The sequence below is a fragment of the Pacificispira spongiicola genome (assembly GCF_012926505.1).
Lineage (GTDB): Bacteria > Pseudomonadota > Alphaproteobacteria > UBA8366 > Aestuariispiraceae > Pacificispira > Pacificispira spongiicola.
In genome coordinates this window covers 25,336-40,775 of record NZ_JABBNT010000003.1, presented here as the reverse complement: position 1 = coordinate 40,775, position 15,440 = coordinate 25,336, and the positions used below count along the sequence as shown (strand labels likewise).

At 61.9% G+C, this 15,440-nt stretch carries 12 protein-coding genes; 9 read left to right on the top strand and 3 right to left on the bottom strand.

What is annotated here, in order from left to right:
- Positions 1-74: 74 nt before the first annotated feature.
- On the bottom strand, positions 75-584 hold the full coding sequence (locus HH303_RS09645) for a cupin domain-containing protein (RefSeq protein WP_169625141.1): 510 nt from the start codon (positions 582-584) through the stop codon (positions 75-77).
- 43 nt (positions 585-627) lie between these two features.
- Entirely contained in the window at positions 628-1,368 is a 741-nt protein-coding gene (locus HH303_RS09640; protein ID WP_169625140.1) for a GntR family transcriptional regulator, read from the bottom strand.
- 266 nt (positions 1,369-1,634) lie between these two features.
- Between HH303_RS09640 and HH303_RS09635 the strand changes: the two genes are divergently transcribed.
- The 5 genes from HH303_RS09635 (at position 1,635) to menC (ending at position 7,418) form a co-directional block, all read left to right on the top strand.
- On the top strand, positions 1,635-3,203 hold the full coding sequence (locus HH303_RS09635; RefSeq protein ID WP_169625139.1) for a hypothetical protein: 1,569 nt from the start codon (positions 1,635-1,637) through the stop codon (positions 3,201-3,203).
- 109 nt (positions 3,204-3,312) lie between these two features.
- Positions 3,313-4,389 carry a TRAP transporter substrate-binding protein DctP gene (dctP, locus tag HH303_RS09630; protein ID WP_169625138.1) on the top strand — a complete coding sequence of 359 codons (1,077 nt, stop codon included), beginning with the start codon at positions 3,313-3,315 and terminating at the stop codon, positions 4,387-4,389.
- Positions 4,390-4,391: 2 nt separating this feature from the next.
- On the top strand, positions 4,392-4,946 hold the full coding sequence (locus HH303_RS09625) for a TRAP transporter small permease (RefSeq protein ID WP_169625137.1): 555 nt from the start codon (positions 4,392-4,394) through the stop codon (positions 4,944-4,946).
- Positions 4,947-4,959: 13 nt separating this feature from the next.
- Positions 4,960-6,300, top strand: coding sequence for a TRAP transporter large permease (locus HH303_RS09620; protein ID WP_169625136.1), 1,341 nt, complete (start codon positions 4,960-4,962; stop codon positions 6,298-6,300).
- The gene (gene menC / locus HH303_RS09615) at positions 6,297-7,418 is read left to right on the top strand and encodes an o-succinylbenzoate synthase (protein WP_169625135.1); all 1,122 of its coding nucleotides are present in this window, start codon (positions 6,297-6,299) and stop codon (positions 7,416-7,418) included. Before HH303_RS09620 ends, menC begins: the two co-directional genes overlap by 4 nt.
- Here menC and HH303_RS09610 read toward each other — a convergent pair.
- Positions 7,415-8,581, bottom strand: coding sequence for an iron-containing alcohol dehydrogenase (locus tag HH303_RS09610; RefSeq protein ID WP_169625134.1), 1,167 nt, complete (start codon positions 8,579-8,581; stop codon positions 7,415-7,417). The genes menC and HH303_RS09610 overlap by 4 nt on opposite strands.
- A 282-nt stretch (positions 8,582-8,863) precedes the next feature.
- Between HH303_RS09610 and HH303_RS09605 the strand changes: the two genes are divergently transcribed.
- The 4 genes from HH303_RS09605 (at position 8,864) to HH303_RS09590 (ending at position 15,419) form a co-directional block, all read left to right on the top strand.
- A complete protein-coding gene (locus tag HH303_RS09605; protein ID WP_169625133.1) occupies positions 8,864-9,286 on the top strand; it encodes a c-type cytochrome in 423 nt (140 codons plus the stop codon).
- Between the two features lie 65 nt (positions 9,287-9,351).
- Entirely contained in the window at positions 9,352-11,184 is a 1,833-nt protein-coding gene (locus HH303_RS09600) for an ABC-F family ATP-binding cassette domain-containing protein (RefSeq protein ID WP_169625132.1), read from the top strand.
- Between the two features lie 102 nt (positions 11,185-11,286).
- A complete protein-coding gene (locus tag HH303_RS09595) occupies positions 11,287-12,081 on the top strand; it encodes an NAD kinase (RefSeq protein WP_169625131.1) in 795 nt (264 codons plus the stop codon).
- Between the two features lie 137 nt (positions 12,082-12,218).
- Complete coding sequence (locus HH303_RS09590; protein ID WP_169625130.1) at positions 12,219-15,419, top strand: ABC transporter transmembrane domain-containing protein; 3,201 nt, start codon at positions 12,219-12,221, stop codon at positions 15,417-15,419.
- The last annotated feature ends 21 nt before the right edge of the window (positions 15,420-15,440 follow it).

The following is a 15,440-nucleotide window of genomic DNA, read 5'->3' as shown; positions in this document are numbered from 1 at the left end:
AAATGCAGATTTCGGCGTCGGGTGTAGCAAGCGGAACCGACGTCGGAAAGGGGATAACGGAATTTGATGCAGGATCAGGCCGCGACCTCAATCGGGGTGCGGGCGACCTTGTCGGTATTCTTTCCTTCGATGCGCAACAGTAGGGTCGATCCATAGCGGATGGGCGCATGGACCGCCCCGGTCGGATAGGCATGCGCATCGCCCGGTTTCAGGGTGTAGCGCTTCGTTTCCTCCACTAAGGCCGGATTTCCATCCGCCGCGGGGCGGACAATCCGCCAGTCGGTCATGACGGTTTCGCCTTCCGCCTGGCCGTAGACCGCCCAGGTCGGACCGTGATCATGCGGCCCGCCGATTTTCTCGCCTTCATAGATATGGGCGCAGACGCAGAAGCCGAGATCTGGGTCTTCGAACAGGACGACCCGTTCCGGCGGCGGTGTGCGGCCACGCATCACGGTAGTCATGAAGTTCTCATCCCTCAGGGCCTGTTCCACCAGCGTCCGGACGTTTTCCAGGGAAGTGGCGGATTCGCCGTCCTTCAAGGCGGTTCGCAGGTCGTCGCACAGGCTTTCCAAGGTAACGGTCATATCGTCCTCCAAAAAATCGGGGCCTCTGTCTTTACCGGGTAAATTAGTTGCTCGACCCGCGCCGGACCAGGGCCAATCCGGGCAGGGCGGGAAGGGGCCGCGCCTGTTGCAAGGCGTCGAAATTGGTGCGCTTGTTCCGGCCGCTGCGGTAGGCGTGTTCGCGGATCAGGCAGGCCGCCCGCATCCCCTGCCGGTTGACGATGGCATCCAGGATTTGGACGTGGTCCGCATTGGCCGCGCGCACCTGTTCGACGTTTCGATCCGGTTGCGTGCGGTCGAAAACGATGGCGCGCGGCGATGCCAGCGGGATGCGGCAGATATGGTCGATGGCGGGGCCCAGCGATTGGTTGCCCGCGCCTTCCACGATTCCGGCATGAAAGGCGGTGTTCAGGTCGATCCAACGGGTGCGCGCCTCAAGGTCGCCCAGGCCCGTTTCGACCAGGACTTCCGCTTCCGACAAGATTGCACGCAATCGATCCTGCAGCGTTTTCGGGATACCCTTTTCCGCGGCGTTGCGGGCGGCCAAGGCTTCCAACTCGCCGCGAACCTCAATCGCCCCCGCAACCTCGTCGATGGTGAACAGCCGGACCCGAAACCCTTTGTTCGGCGCGCGGTTCAGCAGGCCTTCCTGCTCCAAGGCGCCCATGGCCAGCCGTACCAGCGTCCGGGAGACCCCCAGCCGTTCCGCGACGGCGACTTCGCGCAGGGCCTCGCCGGGTTCGTATTCGCCCTCCAGCAGGATCTCTCGCAAGTTCTGCGTGATCTGGTCCAATTGCGTCGCCATAGGTTCAATTTCCTAACTGCATGCAATCAATTCACGAAATGCATGCAACATTCGATCTTTTTGACTACGAAAACCCCAATACATCATTGCGTCGCCAAAAATTGCATGCATATTGCGTCAAACGCTCGACGGTTAGGAAGCCGGACGTTGCCTGTTTACGCAAGTACGATTTGCACGGAACGCGAAAGAAGGGGCACGACAAAATCGGGCCAAACAATTTTAGCCCGCGGGTCGGGCCGGAAGAATGGGATCGGAGGAACGCCGCAATGCCGGACAGCTTTTCGGAACATATCGTATCGGACGCCAAACCGAAATTTGACAGCCCGCCGCTGAAGCAGTCGCGGCCGCCGCGCTGCCCGCCCTTTGTCGAGGTGACGAATTCCGATCAGCTGATGCCCTATTTGGAGCATGTGGCGAAGCGTCCCTATAACCACGGCTTGAACGCATGTTGGGACCTGAAGGAAGGCGAGCGCGTCCTGCTGCGCGTCGACAACTGGCACAGCGAATTGACCATCGAGGCCTGCAAGAAGATCCTCGAAAAATACAAGGTCAAATACGAGATCAAATATATCGACCGCGGCCCGGTCCCCGATTGGGTCGGCGCCGACGAGGTCGATTACTACCTGTTCCGCACCAAGGAATTGGCGGAATGGATGGATATGTGGGAAGAGGAGGAAAAGAAGCAGCAATACGACAAGATTCTGATGGGCTATGGCGGGCCGGTGCTCGCCGAACGCTTCATCAAGATTCAGCGTATGCCCTTCATCACCCCGGAAATCCTGGCCTCCCCCGCGCATGCCATGCCGATCGACGTGGTGAACGCCATCGATAAATGGACCTGGGACCGGATCCGCACGGCGAAGCGCGCGCGCATCACCGACCCGGAAGGCACCGACCTTTCCTTCACCAACCATGACGAATATTGGGACGAGAACCGCGAGTTTTATAACCCGGAACTGACGGCGGCGACCTGGCGCGGCAACGAACATTTCGGCAAGACGTATCTACCGGGCCATATTACGGGCCGCCCCTGGATGTTCCATCCGTTCAAGGAAGACGGGTGCGGGATTATCGCGGGGACGACGAACCATATCGCGCCCTGCGACTGGACCCAGTTGGTCGTCGAAAATTCCAAGATCATGGAAATCCGCGAGGGCGGCGAATTCGGCGACAAGCTGCGCGACGTGATGGAGCGCACGAAGGACATTCAGTATCCGACCTTCCCCAGCAAGGGCATCATGCATTGGTGGGAAGCGTCCATCGGCACGAACCCGCATGTGCACCGTCCGCGTAAGGATTTCCCGTCGGGCTTCGTCAATTGCCTGTACGAACGGGTGCGTTCCGGCGTCATCCATATGGGCTTCGGCACGATCATTTCGTCCATGGCGGAACGCGAGGCGGCGCGCATGGGCCATCTGGTCGGCCATTGGCACCTGCACCTGTATTTCCCGACCTACGACACGGAACGGGACGGCGACAACGAACAGATCATCAAGGACGGCCGCCTGTTGGCCCTGGACGATCCGGAAATCCGCAAGCTATGCGCCAATTACGGCGATCCGGAAATGTGGCTGGACGAAAGCTGGAACCCTGCCGTTCCGGGCATCAACATGGCCGGCGACTACTGGGATCACTACGCGAACGATCCGCTGCACTGGGTAAAGTCGGAACTGAATATCTGCCGCAACTATCATCCGCTGTTCATGAAAATGGTCGAAGCCGACGGCAAGTATTGCCACGGCGACGGGGCGAAATGGTGGAAGGGCGGTTGCTGCGAACACAGCGGCGTTTCCGCGCCGGTCCTGCCGGGCAATTGCTGCGGAGGTCACGACTGAATAACGCGTTGCGATCCGGACGGCAGGGCACAACGTTCGCTGTCCGGGTTTGAGGGACCAAATAAGAAAATTGGGTTAGAAGTCCGTTCACTATAAGGGAGGAAGAAGGATGCTACGTTTCAGTCATCTTGCGGCGGTCATTTTGTCGGCCGCGACGCTCATCGCCGGCATTTCCGGGGCGCAGGCGCAAACCCGCGAATTGCGGTATGCGGATTTCGGGCCGGACCGCGGCACCCGCGCCGACGCCATCAAGTGGATGGATAGCGAACTGCGCGCGCGCAGCGACGGAGCGCTGGGCCTGAACATCACCTGGGGCGGAACGCTGCTGGGTGCGAAGAACGCGATCGAAGGGGCCGGGAACGGCGTTGCCGATATGGCCTCCGTCGTGCCGGTTTACGAGCCGGGCAAACTGTCGGCCTGGCGCGTGTCCGATATTCGTCCGGTCAGCGACGAATATATCGGCATGATGGCGACCTATGACCTGATGACGCAGAGTGACGCCGCAAAGGCCGATTTCGAGGCGCAGAACGTGCGTTTCGTCGCCAACTTCACGACCGGCCCGTCGCAATTGTTGAGCCGCGAGCCGATCACCACGCTGGACGAGCTGAAAGGCAAGAAAATCCGCGCCACCGGCAATTTCGGCAAGGCGTTCGAAGAAAACGGCGCGGCGGCCGTGTCCATGAGTCAGCCCGACGTGTATCAGGCGCTGTCGACCGGGACGATCGACGGTACGGCCAGCTATGCCTATGTCATCAATTCCTACAAACAGTATGAAGTCGCCAGCAACCTGACCACGATCAATATGGGGCAGAATCTGGGTTGGGGCATCGTCATCAACAACCGCGTCTGGGCCAGCCTGAAGCCGGAACAGCAGGAATTGCTGACCCAGTTGGGCCGCGACACGACCCTGTATCTGGCGCAGAAGATGTACGAATCCCGCACCACGATCATGCAGAAGCTGCGCGATGGGATCGACGGCAACACCATCGTCGAACATGAAGGCGCCGAAGCCCTGTCCAAGAGCCTGAACGATGCCGCGGAAAAGGCCGGTCTCGACTGGCTGGCCCGGGAAAAGGAACAGGGGCTTTCGGAAGCCGACGCCCTGTTGGCGGCGTTCGATGCGGCGGTCGAAAAGTATACGGCGGAACGCGACGCGAACGGCTACCCCTGGGCGGGCAGTAACTAACCGTGAGTGGTTCCAATGACGGAATGCCGAGCCTGCCGCCTGGCAGCGGGCTCGGCATCCTGGATCGCTTCCTGGATCGGATAGAACGCGCGATGTCGTTCGTTGCCGGGTTGGTTCTGCTGGCCATGGGAATCCTGATCACGGCCAGCGTCGCGGCCCGGGAACAGATCGGCGTCACCATTCCCGACGACATTCTGCTGGTCGGCCTGTCCATGGTCGCGGTCGTCTGCCTGCCGCTGTCGCATGTTCAACGCGACCGGGGACAGATTTCCGTGACCGTCATCACGGACCGGCTGCCCTGGGGCTATGGCGCGTGCGGCCGTATCCTGGGGCATGTGATCGGAACCTTGCTGTTCGGGGCGATTGCCTGGCTGACCGTCGCGTCCGTGCCGCAGGCTTTCGCGCAGAACCACTACTACGATGGGCAGCTTCTCATTCCCGTCTGGCCGGTGAAGGTCGTTTTCGGCATCGGCATGGGACTTTTCGCAATTCGGTTGGCCCTTTGTGCGGTCGGCGACGTGATCGTCTGCCTGACGTCGCGCGGCGCTGAAAAGTAGGGACGCGTTCGGTATGGATCCTCATCTCGTCGGATATCTGGGCTTCGCGGCGGTTTTCGTCCTGCTGGCCCTGCGGGTGCCGATCGCCATCAGTCTGGGCAGTGTCGCGGCGGGCGGCATGCTGCTGATCTATGCATGGCAGCCATGGATGCCGTTTTCGCTGGAAGCGGCCTGGGCGCCGGTCAGCGCGCTTCTTGCGTCCACACCGGTGGATTTCGTCAATTCCTATGCCTTGTCGACAGTGCCCTTGTTCATCTTCATCGGGCATCTGGCATTTCAGGCCGGGTTCACCACGGATATTTACGCGGCGGCGCGCGTTTGGTTGGCGCGCCTGCCCGGTGGGCTGGCCATCGCGTCGATCGTCGGCTGCGGCGGCTTCAGCGCGATCAGCGGTTCATCCGTCGCCTGCGCGGCGGCAATGGGCCGGATCGCCGTCCCGGAAATGCTGCAAAGCCGCTATTCGAAGGCCATGGCGTCGGGGTCTGTCGCCATCGGCGGGACGCTGGGGTCGCTGATCCCGCCGTCGATCCTGTTCATCATTTTCGGCGTCTTCGCGGAACAATCGATTGCGAAACTGTTCCTGGCCGCCGCCGTGCCGGGCATTCTGTCGCTGGTCGGCTATATCGTCGTCGTGATGATCTGGGTCCGGTTGCGCCCGGAAGACGCGCCGCGGACGGCAACGGACGGGTTGTCCGAAAAGCGGATGGAAGCGCTGGGCCGCTGCTGGCCGATTGTCCTGCTGTTCGCCGTGATCATCGGCGGCATCTATATGGGCGCCTTCACCCCGACGGAAGCGGCGGGCGTCGGCGCGGTGGCGACCCTGATCCTGGGCGGCGTCCTGCGGCGCTTGTCCTTTGCCAAAATCGCGGAAGCCCTGCGTGAGGCGGTGACGCAGACGGCGCAACTGTTCGCCATCGCCATCGCGGGCAAGCTGTTCGTCAACTTCATCGCCCTGTCGACCATCGCCGCGCAGCTGACCGATTGGATCGGGCATGCGGAATTGTCGGTCGTCCTGGTCATGGCCCTGATCTGCATTCTCTATGTTGTGTTGGGCATGATGTTGGACCCGCTGGGGATCATCCTTTTGACCCTGCCGGTGACCCTGCCGGTGGTCGAAGCCTATGGCCTGGATCTGATTTGGTACGGCATTATCGTCGTGAAACTGTTGGAGATCGGGTTGGTGACGCCGCCGATCGGACTGAACGTCTTCGTCATCAAGTCCATCGTCGGGGACACGATTTCCCTGGAGAAGATTTTCAAAGGAGTCAGCGTCTTTCTGATTTCAGATGTGGTCGTGATGATCCTGTTGCTGACCTTCCCCATTCTGTCGCTCTACCTGCCCAGTTTGTTATGAGCGGGAAGACGGAACGAGAATCGGGACCGACGGTCGAGGCGGTGGAGGTTTGGACCCTCACCCTCGACCGCTTGACCCCGTTCAGCAGCGCGAACGAGACGGTTCAGCGCGAAACGCATGTGATTGTGAGCGTGAGGGCCGGTGGCCTGATCGGGTGGGGGGAGGCGCCGGTTCCGCTGGCGCCTCTTTACCTACCGGAAAGCGTGGCCACCGTGTTGGACGCGTTGCGCCATCACTTGATCCCGCGCCTGTTGGGCGTCGCCCTTACCGGGCCGGACGATGCGGCGGCGGCCATGGCGCCGGTACGGGGCAATCTGTTCGCGAAACACGCCCTGGAAACCGCCGCACTGGACCTGATCGCGCAACTGCGCGGGATCAGCCACGCGTCCTTGCTGGGCGCGACCGCAACCCATGTCGCCGCCGGGGCGACCTTCGGCTTGCCGGAACGGGCGGAAGATTTGTTCGATCGGATCGACGACGCCCTGGCATCGGGCCATAGCCGCGTGAAGGTGAAGATAGCGCCGGGCCGGGATATCCAAATCCTGGAACCGATCCGTGCGCGGTATCCTGACCTGTCCCTGACCGCCGACGGCAACAGCGCCTATACCCTGTCGGATGCGGCGACGTTAATTGCATTGGATTCCATTGGACTGACCTTGCTGGAACAGCCGCTGGCCTGGGACGATTTCGCGGACCACGCCACCCTGCAGGGGATGATCAAGACGCCGCTGGCACTGGATGAAAGCCTGCAATCCGAAAACGATCTGCGCACGGCTATTGCGCTGCGCGCCTGTCGGGCGGTCGTGTTGAAACCCGCCCATGTCGGCGGGCCGTGGCAGGCGAAAAAGATGCACGACCGCGCGGTGAAGGCCGGATTGCCTATCATGATCGGCGGCATGCACGATTTCTGCATCGCACGGGCTGCCAATCTGGCGGTAGCCGCCTTGTCCGGCTGCACCGTTCCGGGCGATGTCGGCGGTACCGATCGCTATTACGCGACGGACATGATCGACCCGCCCTTGCGGATGACGGCGCAAGGCATGCCCGTGCCGACCCGCATCCGGGTGGTCGACGGGGCGATGAGCGCCGCCGACCCCCAGTTTCGGCTTTCGGTTTAGAGTTTGCCCTCATAGGCGGCGGCGAGGATTTTTTCGTAATCCGCCGCGGTAACCGGGATCGGATTGCCGCCGGTCGATGGGTCGGCCTCCGCCGCCTTGGCGATTTCGGCGCTGCGGTTCATGTCAATGCCCAGGGCGCTGGCCTTGTGCGGAATACCCAGACGGTCGCGAAAGCGCAGGACCCAATCCATCAGGCCGGTGAAATCGGTGCGGCTCAGATTCAGGACGCGCCCCAGCAGGTCCGCCTTGTCCTTGATCGCCCGTTCGTTGAAACGCATGACATAGGGCAGCAGCACCGCGTTGGTCAGGCCATGATGCGTGTCGAAGACCGCCCCGATCGGATGGGCCAGCCCATGGACGGCGCCCAGGCCTTTCTGGAAAGCGGTCGCGCCCATCGACGCGGCGGTCAGCAGGTCGGCGCGGGCTTCCAGGTTCGACCCGTCGGCATAGGCACGCGGCAGCGCATCCGCGATCAACCGCATGCCTTCCAGTGCCACGCCGTCCGCCATCGGGTGATAGGACGTCGCGCTATAGGCCTCGAAACAGTGGACGAAGGCATCGACGCCGGTCGCCGCCGTGATATGCGGCGGCAGGCCCAGCGTCAGTTCCGGGTCGGAAATGACGATCCCCGGCAACATCGTCGGATGGAAGATGATTTTCTTTTCATGCGTGTCTTCGTTGGTAATGACGGAGGCGCGGCCGACTTCCGAGCCTGTTCCGGCCGTGGTCGGCACGGCGACGATCGGGGCGACGCCTTCCGGCTTCACCCGTTTCCAGTTATCGCCGACATCCTCAAAATCCCAGATCGGCAGATCCTGGCCGACCATCAGGGCGACGGCCTTGGCCGCGTCCAGGCCCGACCCGCCGCCGAACGCGATGACACCGTCTGCATCATGGGCGCGATAGGCGGCGACCCCACCGTCCACATTCGCACCGACCGGATTGCCCTTCACATCGGAATACAGCGCACAGGGCATCCCGGCGGCTTCCAGCAAGGCAATCGCGTTCTTGGTCATCGGCAGATCGCGCAGACCGGCATCGGTGATCAGGATCGGGCGTTTCATGCCCAGCGACGCGCAAGCCTTGGGCAGGTCGGCAATACGGCCGGGGCCTACCATCATCCGCGTCGGGTAATTCCAATTTCCGGTAAGGGTGCGCGTCATCGTGATCTCCAAAAATTCCGGTGGTTTCCGGGTGTCCACTTGCCTTCCTAGCAGAGCGCCGTTTCGTCGCCAAGCGGTCTGAAATCCCATTTTGGAAAAAATAGTACACAAAACTAGTCGGTGAAAAATTTTTAAGCGAACGGATCGACCCGGTCGTTTTGCCGCGCCCGGTTGTCTGGACGCCGAAGGACCTTAGGTATATCCAATTATTTCCAGTGTCCCGGCCTAAGGCCGGGGGCGCCTGGGGACGCCGTTTCGCCGAACCTACGGGAGAATTCCGTTATGAACTGTTTGAAAAGCCTCTGTCTCGCCGCTTCCGCCGCCGCCCTGCTGGCCGCCGGCCCCGCCTTTGCCGACGGCGACGCCGCCAAGGGTGAGAAGGTCTTCAAGAAATGCGCCGCCTGTCATTCCGTCGAACCGGGCGTGAACAAGGTCGGCCCGTCCCTGCACGGCGTCTTCGGGCGCCATGCCGGTACCGGCGAGGGCTATTCCTATTCCAAGCTGAACGGCGAAGCGTCGGAAGTCGGCCTGGTCTGGAACGACGAAACCCTGATGGATTATCTGGTCGATCCGCAGAAGTTCCTCGAAACCTATGTTTCGTCGAACGGTGGCACGCCGGACGGTCGCACCAAAATGACGTTCAAGCTGAAGAAAGAAAAGGAACGCGCCGACGTCATCGCCTATCTGAAGACGCTGTCCGACTAAGGATCGTGCCGCGGATCGTTTGATCCCGCTTGCCGCCGCGCCTTTGTCCGCGTAAACCCGCGGCCATGGCGCGGCAGCTTCTTACCCTTGACGATATCCACCTGACCTTCGGCGGGCATGCCCTGCTGAACGGCGCGACCCTGTCCGTCGGGCAGGGCGAACGCCTCTGTCTTGTCGGGCGCAACGGGTCGGGCAAATCGACCTTACTGAAAATCGCCGCAGGGACGGTGGAACCCGACAGCGGCGACCGCTGGGTCCATCCCGGCACGACTTTGCGTTATTTGCCGCAGGAACCGGACCTGAGCGGCCACGACACGGTTCTGTCCTATGTCGAGGAAGGCCTGGATCCGGAAACCGGCAGTTATCGCGCCGAATACCTGCTGGACCGACTGGGCATATCCGGATCCCTATCCGCCGCGACCCTGTCGGGCGGGGAGGCGCGGCGGGCCGCGCTGGCGCGCGTCCTGGCGCCGGAACCCGATATCCTGCTGCTCGACGAACCGACGAACCATTTGGACCTCGCTGCCATCGAATGGCTGGAAGAGGAACTACTGTCCCTGCGGTCGGCCATGGTGCTGATCAGCCACGACCGCCGATTCCTGACGCGGCTGTCCCGCGCGACCTTGTGGATTGACCGGGGCCGCGCCCGGCGTTTGGAACAGGGCTTCGACGCGTTCGAGGCCTGGCGCGATCAGGTGCTGGAGGATGAGGAACGCGACCGGCACAAGCTGGACCGCAAGATCGCGATGGAGGAAGACTGGCTGCGCTATGGCGTCACGGCGCGCCGTAAGCGGAACCAGAAGCGCCTGGGCAACCTGATCGCCATGCGTCAGGACCGGCGCGACTACCGCAAGGCGCAGGGGACCGCGACGCTGGAAGCGGCGGAAGCGTCGACATCCGGCAAGCGGGTGATGGAAGTCGAAAATCTGTGCAAGAGTTTCGACGGCCGTCCGATCGTGAAGGACCTGTCGCTGCGCGTGTTGCGCGGTGACCGGTTGGGCATCATCGGTCCGAACGGGGCGGGGAAGACGACCTTGCTGCGCCTGCTGACCGGCGATCTGGAACCGGATTCCGGCACGTCGATCCAGGGCACTGGTTTGACCGTCGCCAGCCTGGACCAGCGCCGGGCCAGCCTCGACCCCGACACGTCGTTGCAGGACGCGCTGACCGGCGGCGGCACGGACCAGGTCGTCATCAACGGCAAACCGCGCCATGTGATCGGTTACATGAAGGATTTCCTGTTCGGACCGGAACAGGCGCGTCAGCCCATCGGTCGATTGTCCGGCGGGGAACGCGGGCGCCTGATGCTGGCGCGTGCGCTGATCCAACCGGCGAACCTGTTGATCCTCGACGAACCGACCAACGACTTGGACCTGGAAACCCTGGACCTGTTGCAGGAAATGCTGGCCGATTTTCCGGGTACGGTGCTGCTGGTCAGCCATGACCGCGATTTTCTGGATCGGGTCGCGACATCCGTCCTGGTGTCGGAAGGAAAGGGCATCTGGCGCGAATTCCCCGGTGGTTATTCGGATATGGTGCGGCAACGCGGGGCGTCCCCCGTCGCGCCCATACCGTCACCCGCATCGGCCAAGGCCGCACCGACCAAGTCCAAGCCTGCCGATGCGCCCCCGTCGGGCACCGCCGCGCGTCCGTCGGGGAAACGGAAGTTGGGTCTGAAGGAGCGAGAGGCCCTGAAAACCCTGCCGGGTCGGATCGAGAGTTTACGCGCGCAAAAGGAAAAACTGGAAGCCGCGCTCGCCGACCCTACATTCTTCAGTCGCGACCGCGAGGCGGCGGACAAGACGGCCAAGGCCCTGGACAGCACATTGTCGGCATTGGACATGGCGGAAACGACATGGCTGGAGCTGGAAATGCTGCGTGAGGAACTGGAAGGCTGACCGCGCGGTCTGGGCTTTGCGTGCTTCACATGTGCTTCCCGCCACACTAGAGTGGCCGCCAACGGGTCGGCCGGACCTGTCCCGGACAGAACGAACAGAACCATGACCGATCCGATTCTTTCCAAGAAAGCCGATTTGAAAATCGCGATCGTGGCGTCCGACACGCCGCGCGCGAAAGAGGCCGTCTCCGCCTTGCGGAAACGCTTCCCGGTGGAAGACGACCCTAGTACGGCGGATGTCATCGTCGCGCTGGGCGGCGACGGATTCATGTTGCAGACGTTGCGGCGCTTCATCGGCACGGACAAGCCTGTCTACGGCATGAACCGGGGGACGGTCGGGTTCCTGATGAACGAGTTCGTGGTCGACGGGCTGCTGGACCGGATCGCGGGCGCGGTGCAATTGCGCCTGCATCCGCTGCGCATGCGCGCGACCACCGTGTCCGGCGATGTCGAGGAAGCGCTGGCGATCAACGAGGTATCGCTGTTCCGCGAGACGCGTCAGGCGGCGCAGATCGATATCCGCGTCGACGGCGTCGCGCGGCTGAACGGGCTGGTTTGCGACGGTGTCTTGCTGTCCACCCCGGCCGGCAGTACGGCCTATAACCTGTCCGCGCATGGTCCGATCGTGCCGCTGGGCGCGGGGGTTCTGGCCCTGACGCCGATCAGCGCCTTCCGCCCGCGCCGTTGGCGCGGTGCGCTCTTGCCCCGTTGGGCCGAAGTGGAATTCGAAGTGCGCGATACAGAAAAGCGACCGGTCAGCGCCGTGGCTGACGATACGGAAGTCCGCGATGTCCGCCATGTGGCGATTTCGGAAGAACGCGACCGGGTCGCGATCATCCTGTTCGATCCGGAACACAATCTGGAAGAACGCATCCTGAAAGAACAATTCGCCTCCTAGGTCGAATTCGGTAATATGCGGAAAGCTGCAGGCGAGGCGCTTGTTGGGGCTTTTCGGAAGGGCGCCGCTCGCCACGGGCTACAAAAAGACGTTGCGCATTACTCTCTTTGTCGCGAGAGCCCGGGGGCAGGTTGTGAATGCATAAGTCCATGTACGGTTTCATCTGGGCCTATTCCAAACGGGAGCAGCTGATTGCGCTGACCCTGACCCTGGTGTCCTTCCCCTTTCTGTATTTCTCCCTCGATCTGCCGAAGACGATCATCAACCGGGCAATCAAGGACCCGACGGAAGCCGGAGTCGACGCCGCGTCCGTGCCGACGGAAATCGTGCATATTCAGATTTTCGGGTACGACTTCACGGAATTGATCGGGATAGAGGTGGAGCGTCTGACCTACCTGCTGTTGTTGTGCGGGTTGTTCCTGGCGCTGGTCTGTATCAACGGCGTCTTCAAGATGCGCATCAACACCTTCGTCGGCATCATGTCGGAACGCCTATTGCGGCGGCTGCGCTATATCCTGGTGGAGCGCACGCTGCGCTTCCCGCTGCCGCAGTTCCAAAAAACTTCGTCCGGCGAGGTCGTGACCATGGTCACCGCCGAAGTGGAGCCGCTGGGCGGATTCTTCGGGGACGCCATCGTGCTTGTCGCGTTCCAGGGCGGGACCTTCCTGACGATCATCTATTTCTTGTTCGCCCAGGACCCTATGATGGGGCTGGCGGCGACGGCGCTGGTCCCGGTGCAGGGCTACATTATTCCGAAGCTTCAGCGGAAGGTGAACCTGCTGGGCAAGGAACGGGTGCGCCATGTGCGCGGCCTGTCCAATAGGATTGGGGAAGTTATCAACGGCGTCACCGATGTTCGCGCCCACGCCAATACGGGGTTCATTCTGTCGGATCTGTCGCGCCAATTGGGCCGCATTTTCTGGGTCCGGCTGGAAATCTATCAGCGCAAATTCTTCATGAAGTTCGTGAACAACTTCATCAATCAGATGACGCCGTTCCTGTTCTTCGCGATCGGCGGCTATCTGGTTCTGTATGGCGAATTGTCCATCGGGGCGCTGGTCGCCGCCTTGGCGGCATACAAGGACCTGGCTGCGCCGTGGAAGGAATTACTGAACTGGTATCAGCGGCTGGCGGATTCGAAGATCAAATACGAACAGTTGATCGGTCAGTTCCAGCCGCCGAACATGCTGCCCGCCGAACTGCAGGAAAACCCGCCGCAGGAGATTCCGCATCTGGACGGCGATATCGTCGCCAATAGCCTGAGCTGGGCCGATGAGGACGGCGTGCGGGTTCTGGATTCCGCGTCCTTCACCTTGTCCAAGGGGCAGTCCGTCGCCGTCGTCGCGGCCAGCGGCACCGCGAAGGACGTCTTCTCGCGTCTGCTCAGCCGGGTGTTGCTGCCGACCGGCGGCAGTCTGTCCTTCGCCGGGAAGGATGCGGACAGGCTGCACGAATCCGTCATCGGGGCGCGGGTCGGATTGGTCAACGGCGACGCGACCTTCTTCAATGGGACCATCCTGGACAATGTGCTGCTGGGCCTGTCCCGCTTGCCGCCGCGCGATGAATTGGACTCCGAAAAGGCGGATGAAGAGCGCCTGTCCGAAATTGAGGAAGCGCTGGCCTCCGGCAACAGCCCGTTCAGCCCCTCGGCGGACTGGATCGATTACAGGTCGGCCGGATTCGACTCTCGGGATGCGGTCCTCGACCGCATTACGGACCTGTTGGACAGTGTCGAGCTTCGCGAGGATTTCTACGCCTTGGGTTTGCGCCTGACGGTCGATCCGGACCGGATGGAAGACTTGGCGGCGAAAATCGCCATGGCGCGGCCGCGCATCAACGAAACGCTGACGGCGCGGGCGATGGACGATCTGGTTCAGACCTACGATTTCGATCGCTTCAACACCTATGCCTCCGTCGGCGGCAATATCATCTTCGGCAAGGCGACGCAGCCGGAATGGGAATATGCCAACTGGATGACCAATCCGACCATGTTGGCGATGATGAAGAAACATGAACTCCTTAAGGAATTCTACGATATCGGCCTGCGTATCGCGGGGTTGATGGTCGATTTGTTCAAGGATGTGCCGCCGGGACACCCATTTTTCGATCAGTACAGTTTCGTCAACGAAGAGCTGCTGCCGGAACTGAAGATGATCGTCCGCAAGGCGGATCAGGAAAACGGCGCCGGCGACGTGACGGAGGAGGAACGCCGTCTTATAACCAGCCTGCCCTTCAGTCTGACGGTACAGCGCCATCGCCTGGGAGTGATCGACGAAACCATGCAGCGCCGCCTCGTCGCGCTGCGTAAGGATTTGCGCGACTGTCACCCGGAAGTGTTCGAACCGGGCGGCGGGGTCGAATCCTATGATGCCGCCCGGATCAACCAGGGGCTCAGCATTCTCGACAACATTCTGTTCGGTCGTGTCGTGCACGGCCGCGCGGACGCTTGGGAGAAAGTCGGGGCGCTGGTGCATGAGGTCGTACGCGACCTGGATTTCGAAGACGACATCATCCGAACGGCCCTGAACTTCCAGGTCGGGATCGGCGGTGGTCGCTTGTCGACGACGCAGCGTCAGAAACTGAACCTGATGCGCAGTCTTTTGAAAAATCCGGATGTGCTGATCCTGAACGATGGACTCAGCGGCGTCGATACCGCGCAGCGCGACCGGATCATGCGCCGATTGCGGGAACTGTTGCCCCAGGCGACGACGATCTGGATCGGGTCGTCCACGCCGGACGGTGTGGCTTTCGATCGCTATCTGGAACTGAAGAACGGGCGCGTGTTCGAGGCAAGCGACGCAGAGCAGATCACGGAACATACCGCCGCCGAAAAGGACGCCGACGAGCGGGAGGAAGGCAGTGCGGACGAAGCCTTGACGGCGGAAGCGCGCAGTCTTCACGAATTGCCGCTGTTTTCGAATCTGGACGCCAACAAGCTCAAGTTCCTGGCCTTTACCAGCGAGCGCCTGACCTACAATCCCGGCGAGGTTCTGATGCAGCAGGGCGACGAGGGCGAGGCCGCCTATGTTATCCTGGACGGCGCGGCGGAGGTCGTGATCGTCAGCGGCGGCAAGGAACAGGTTTTGTTCGAACTCGGCGCCAACAAACTGGTCGGGGAATTGGCGCTGCTATGCGATTCCGAACGGACGGCGACGGTCCGGGCGCGGAAGAAAACGACGGCTCTGCGCCTCAATCGTGAGGTTTTCTCCGAAATGGCCCGTCAGGACCCACATTTCGCGTTTGAAATGACGCGCGACTTGGGGCGACGATTGATCCTGACGACCAGCGAATTGAACCGGGCGCGGAACGAAATCGTCAGCTTATCGACATCCGACTAACGGGACCGGATCGCCCCCTGC

Excerpts from the sequence above, each read along its gene's own strand:
- HH303_RS09645 (WP_169625141.1), bottom strand. The coding sequence starts at position 584 with ATGACCGTTACCTTGGAAAGCCTGTGCGACGACCTGCGAACCGCCTTG.
- HH303_RS09640 (WP_169625140.1), bottom strand. The coding sequence starts at position 1,368 with ATGGCGACGCAATTGGACCAGATCACGCAGAACTTGCGAGAGATCCTG.
- HH303_RS09635 (WP_169625139.1), top strand. The coding sequence starts at position 1,635 with ATGCCGGACAGCTTTTCGGAACATATCGTATCGGACGCCAAACCGAAA.
- dctP (WP_169625138.1), top strand. The coding sequence starts at position 3,313 with ATGCTACGTTTCAGTCATCTTGCGGCGGTCATTTTGTCGGCCGCGACG.
- HH303_RS09620 (WP_169625136.1), top strand. The coding sequence starts at position 4,960 with ATGGATCCTCATCTCGTCGGATATCTGGGCTTCGCGGCGGTTTTCGTC.
- menC (WP_169625135.1), top strand. The coding sequence starts at position 6,297 with ATGAGCGGGAAGACGGAACGAGAATCGGGACCGACGGTCGAGGCGGTG.
- HH303_RS09610 (WP_169625134.1), bottom strand. The coding sequence starts at position 8,581 with ATGACGCGCACCCTTACCGGAAATTGGAATTACCCGACGCGGATGATG.
- HH303_RS09605 (WP_169625133.1), top strand. The coding sequence starts at position 8,864 with ATGAACTGTTTGAAAAGCCTCTGTCTCGCCGCTTCCGCCGCCGCCCTG.
- HH303_RS09600 (WP_169625132.1), top strand. The coding sequence starts at position 9,352 with ATGGCGCGGCAGCTTCTTACCCTTGACGATATCCACCTGACCTTCGGC.
- HH303_RS09595 (WP_169625131.1), top strand. The coding sequence starts at position 11,287 with ATGACCGATCCGATTCTTTCCAAGAAAGCCGATTTGAAAATCGCGATC.
- HH303_RS09590 (WP_169625130.1), top strand. The coding sequence starts at position 12,219 with ATGCATAAGTCCATGTACGGTTTCATCTGGGCCTATTCCAAACGGGAG.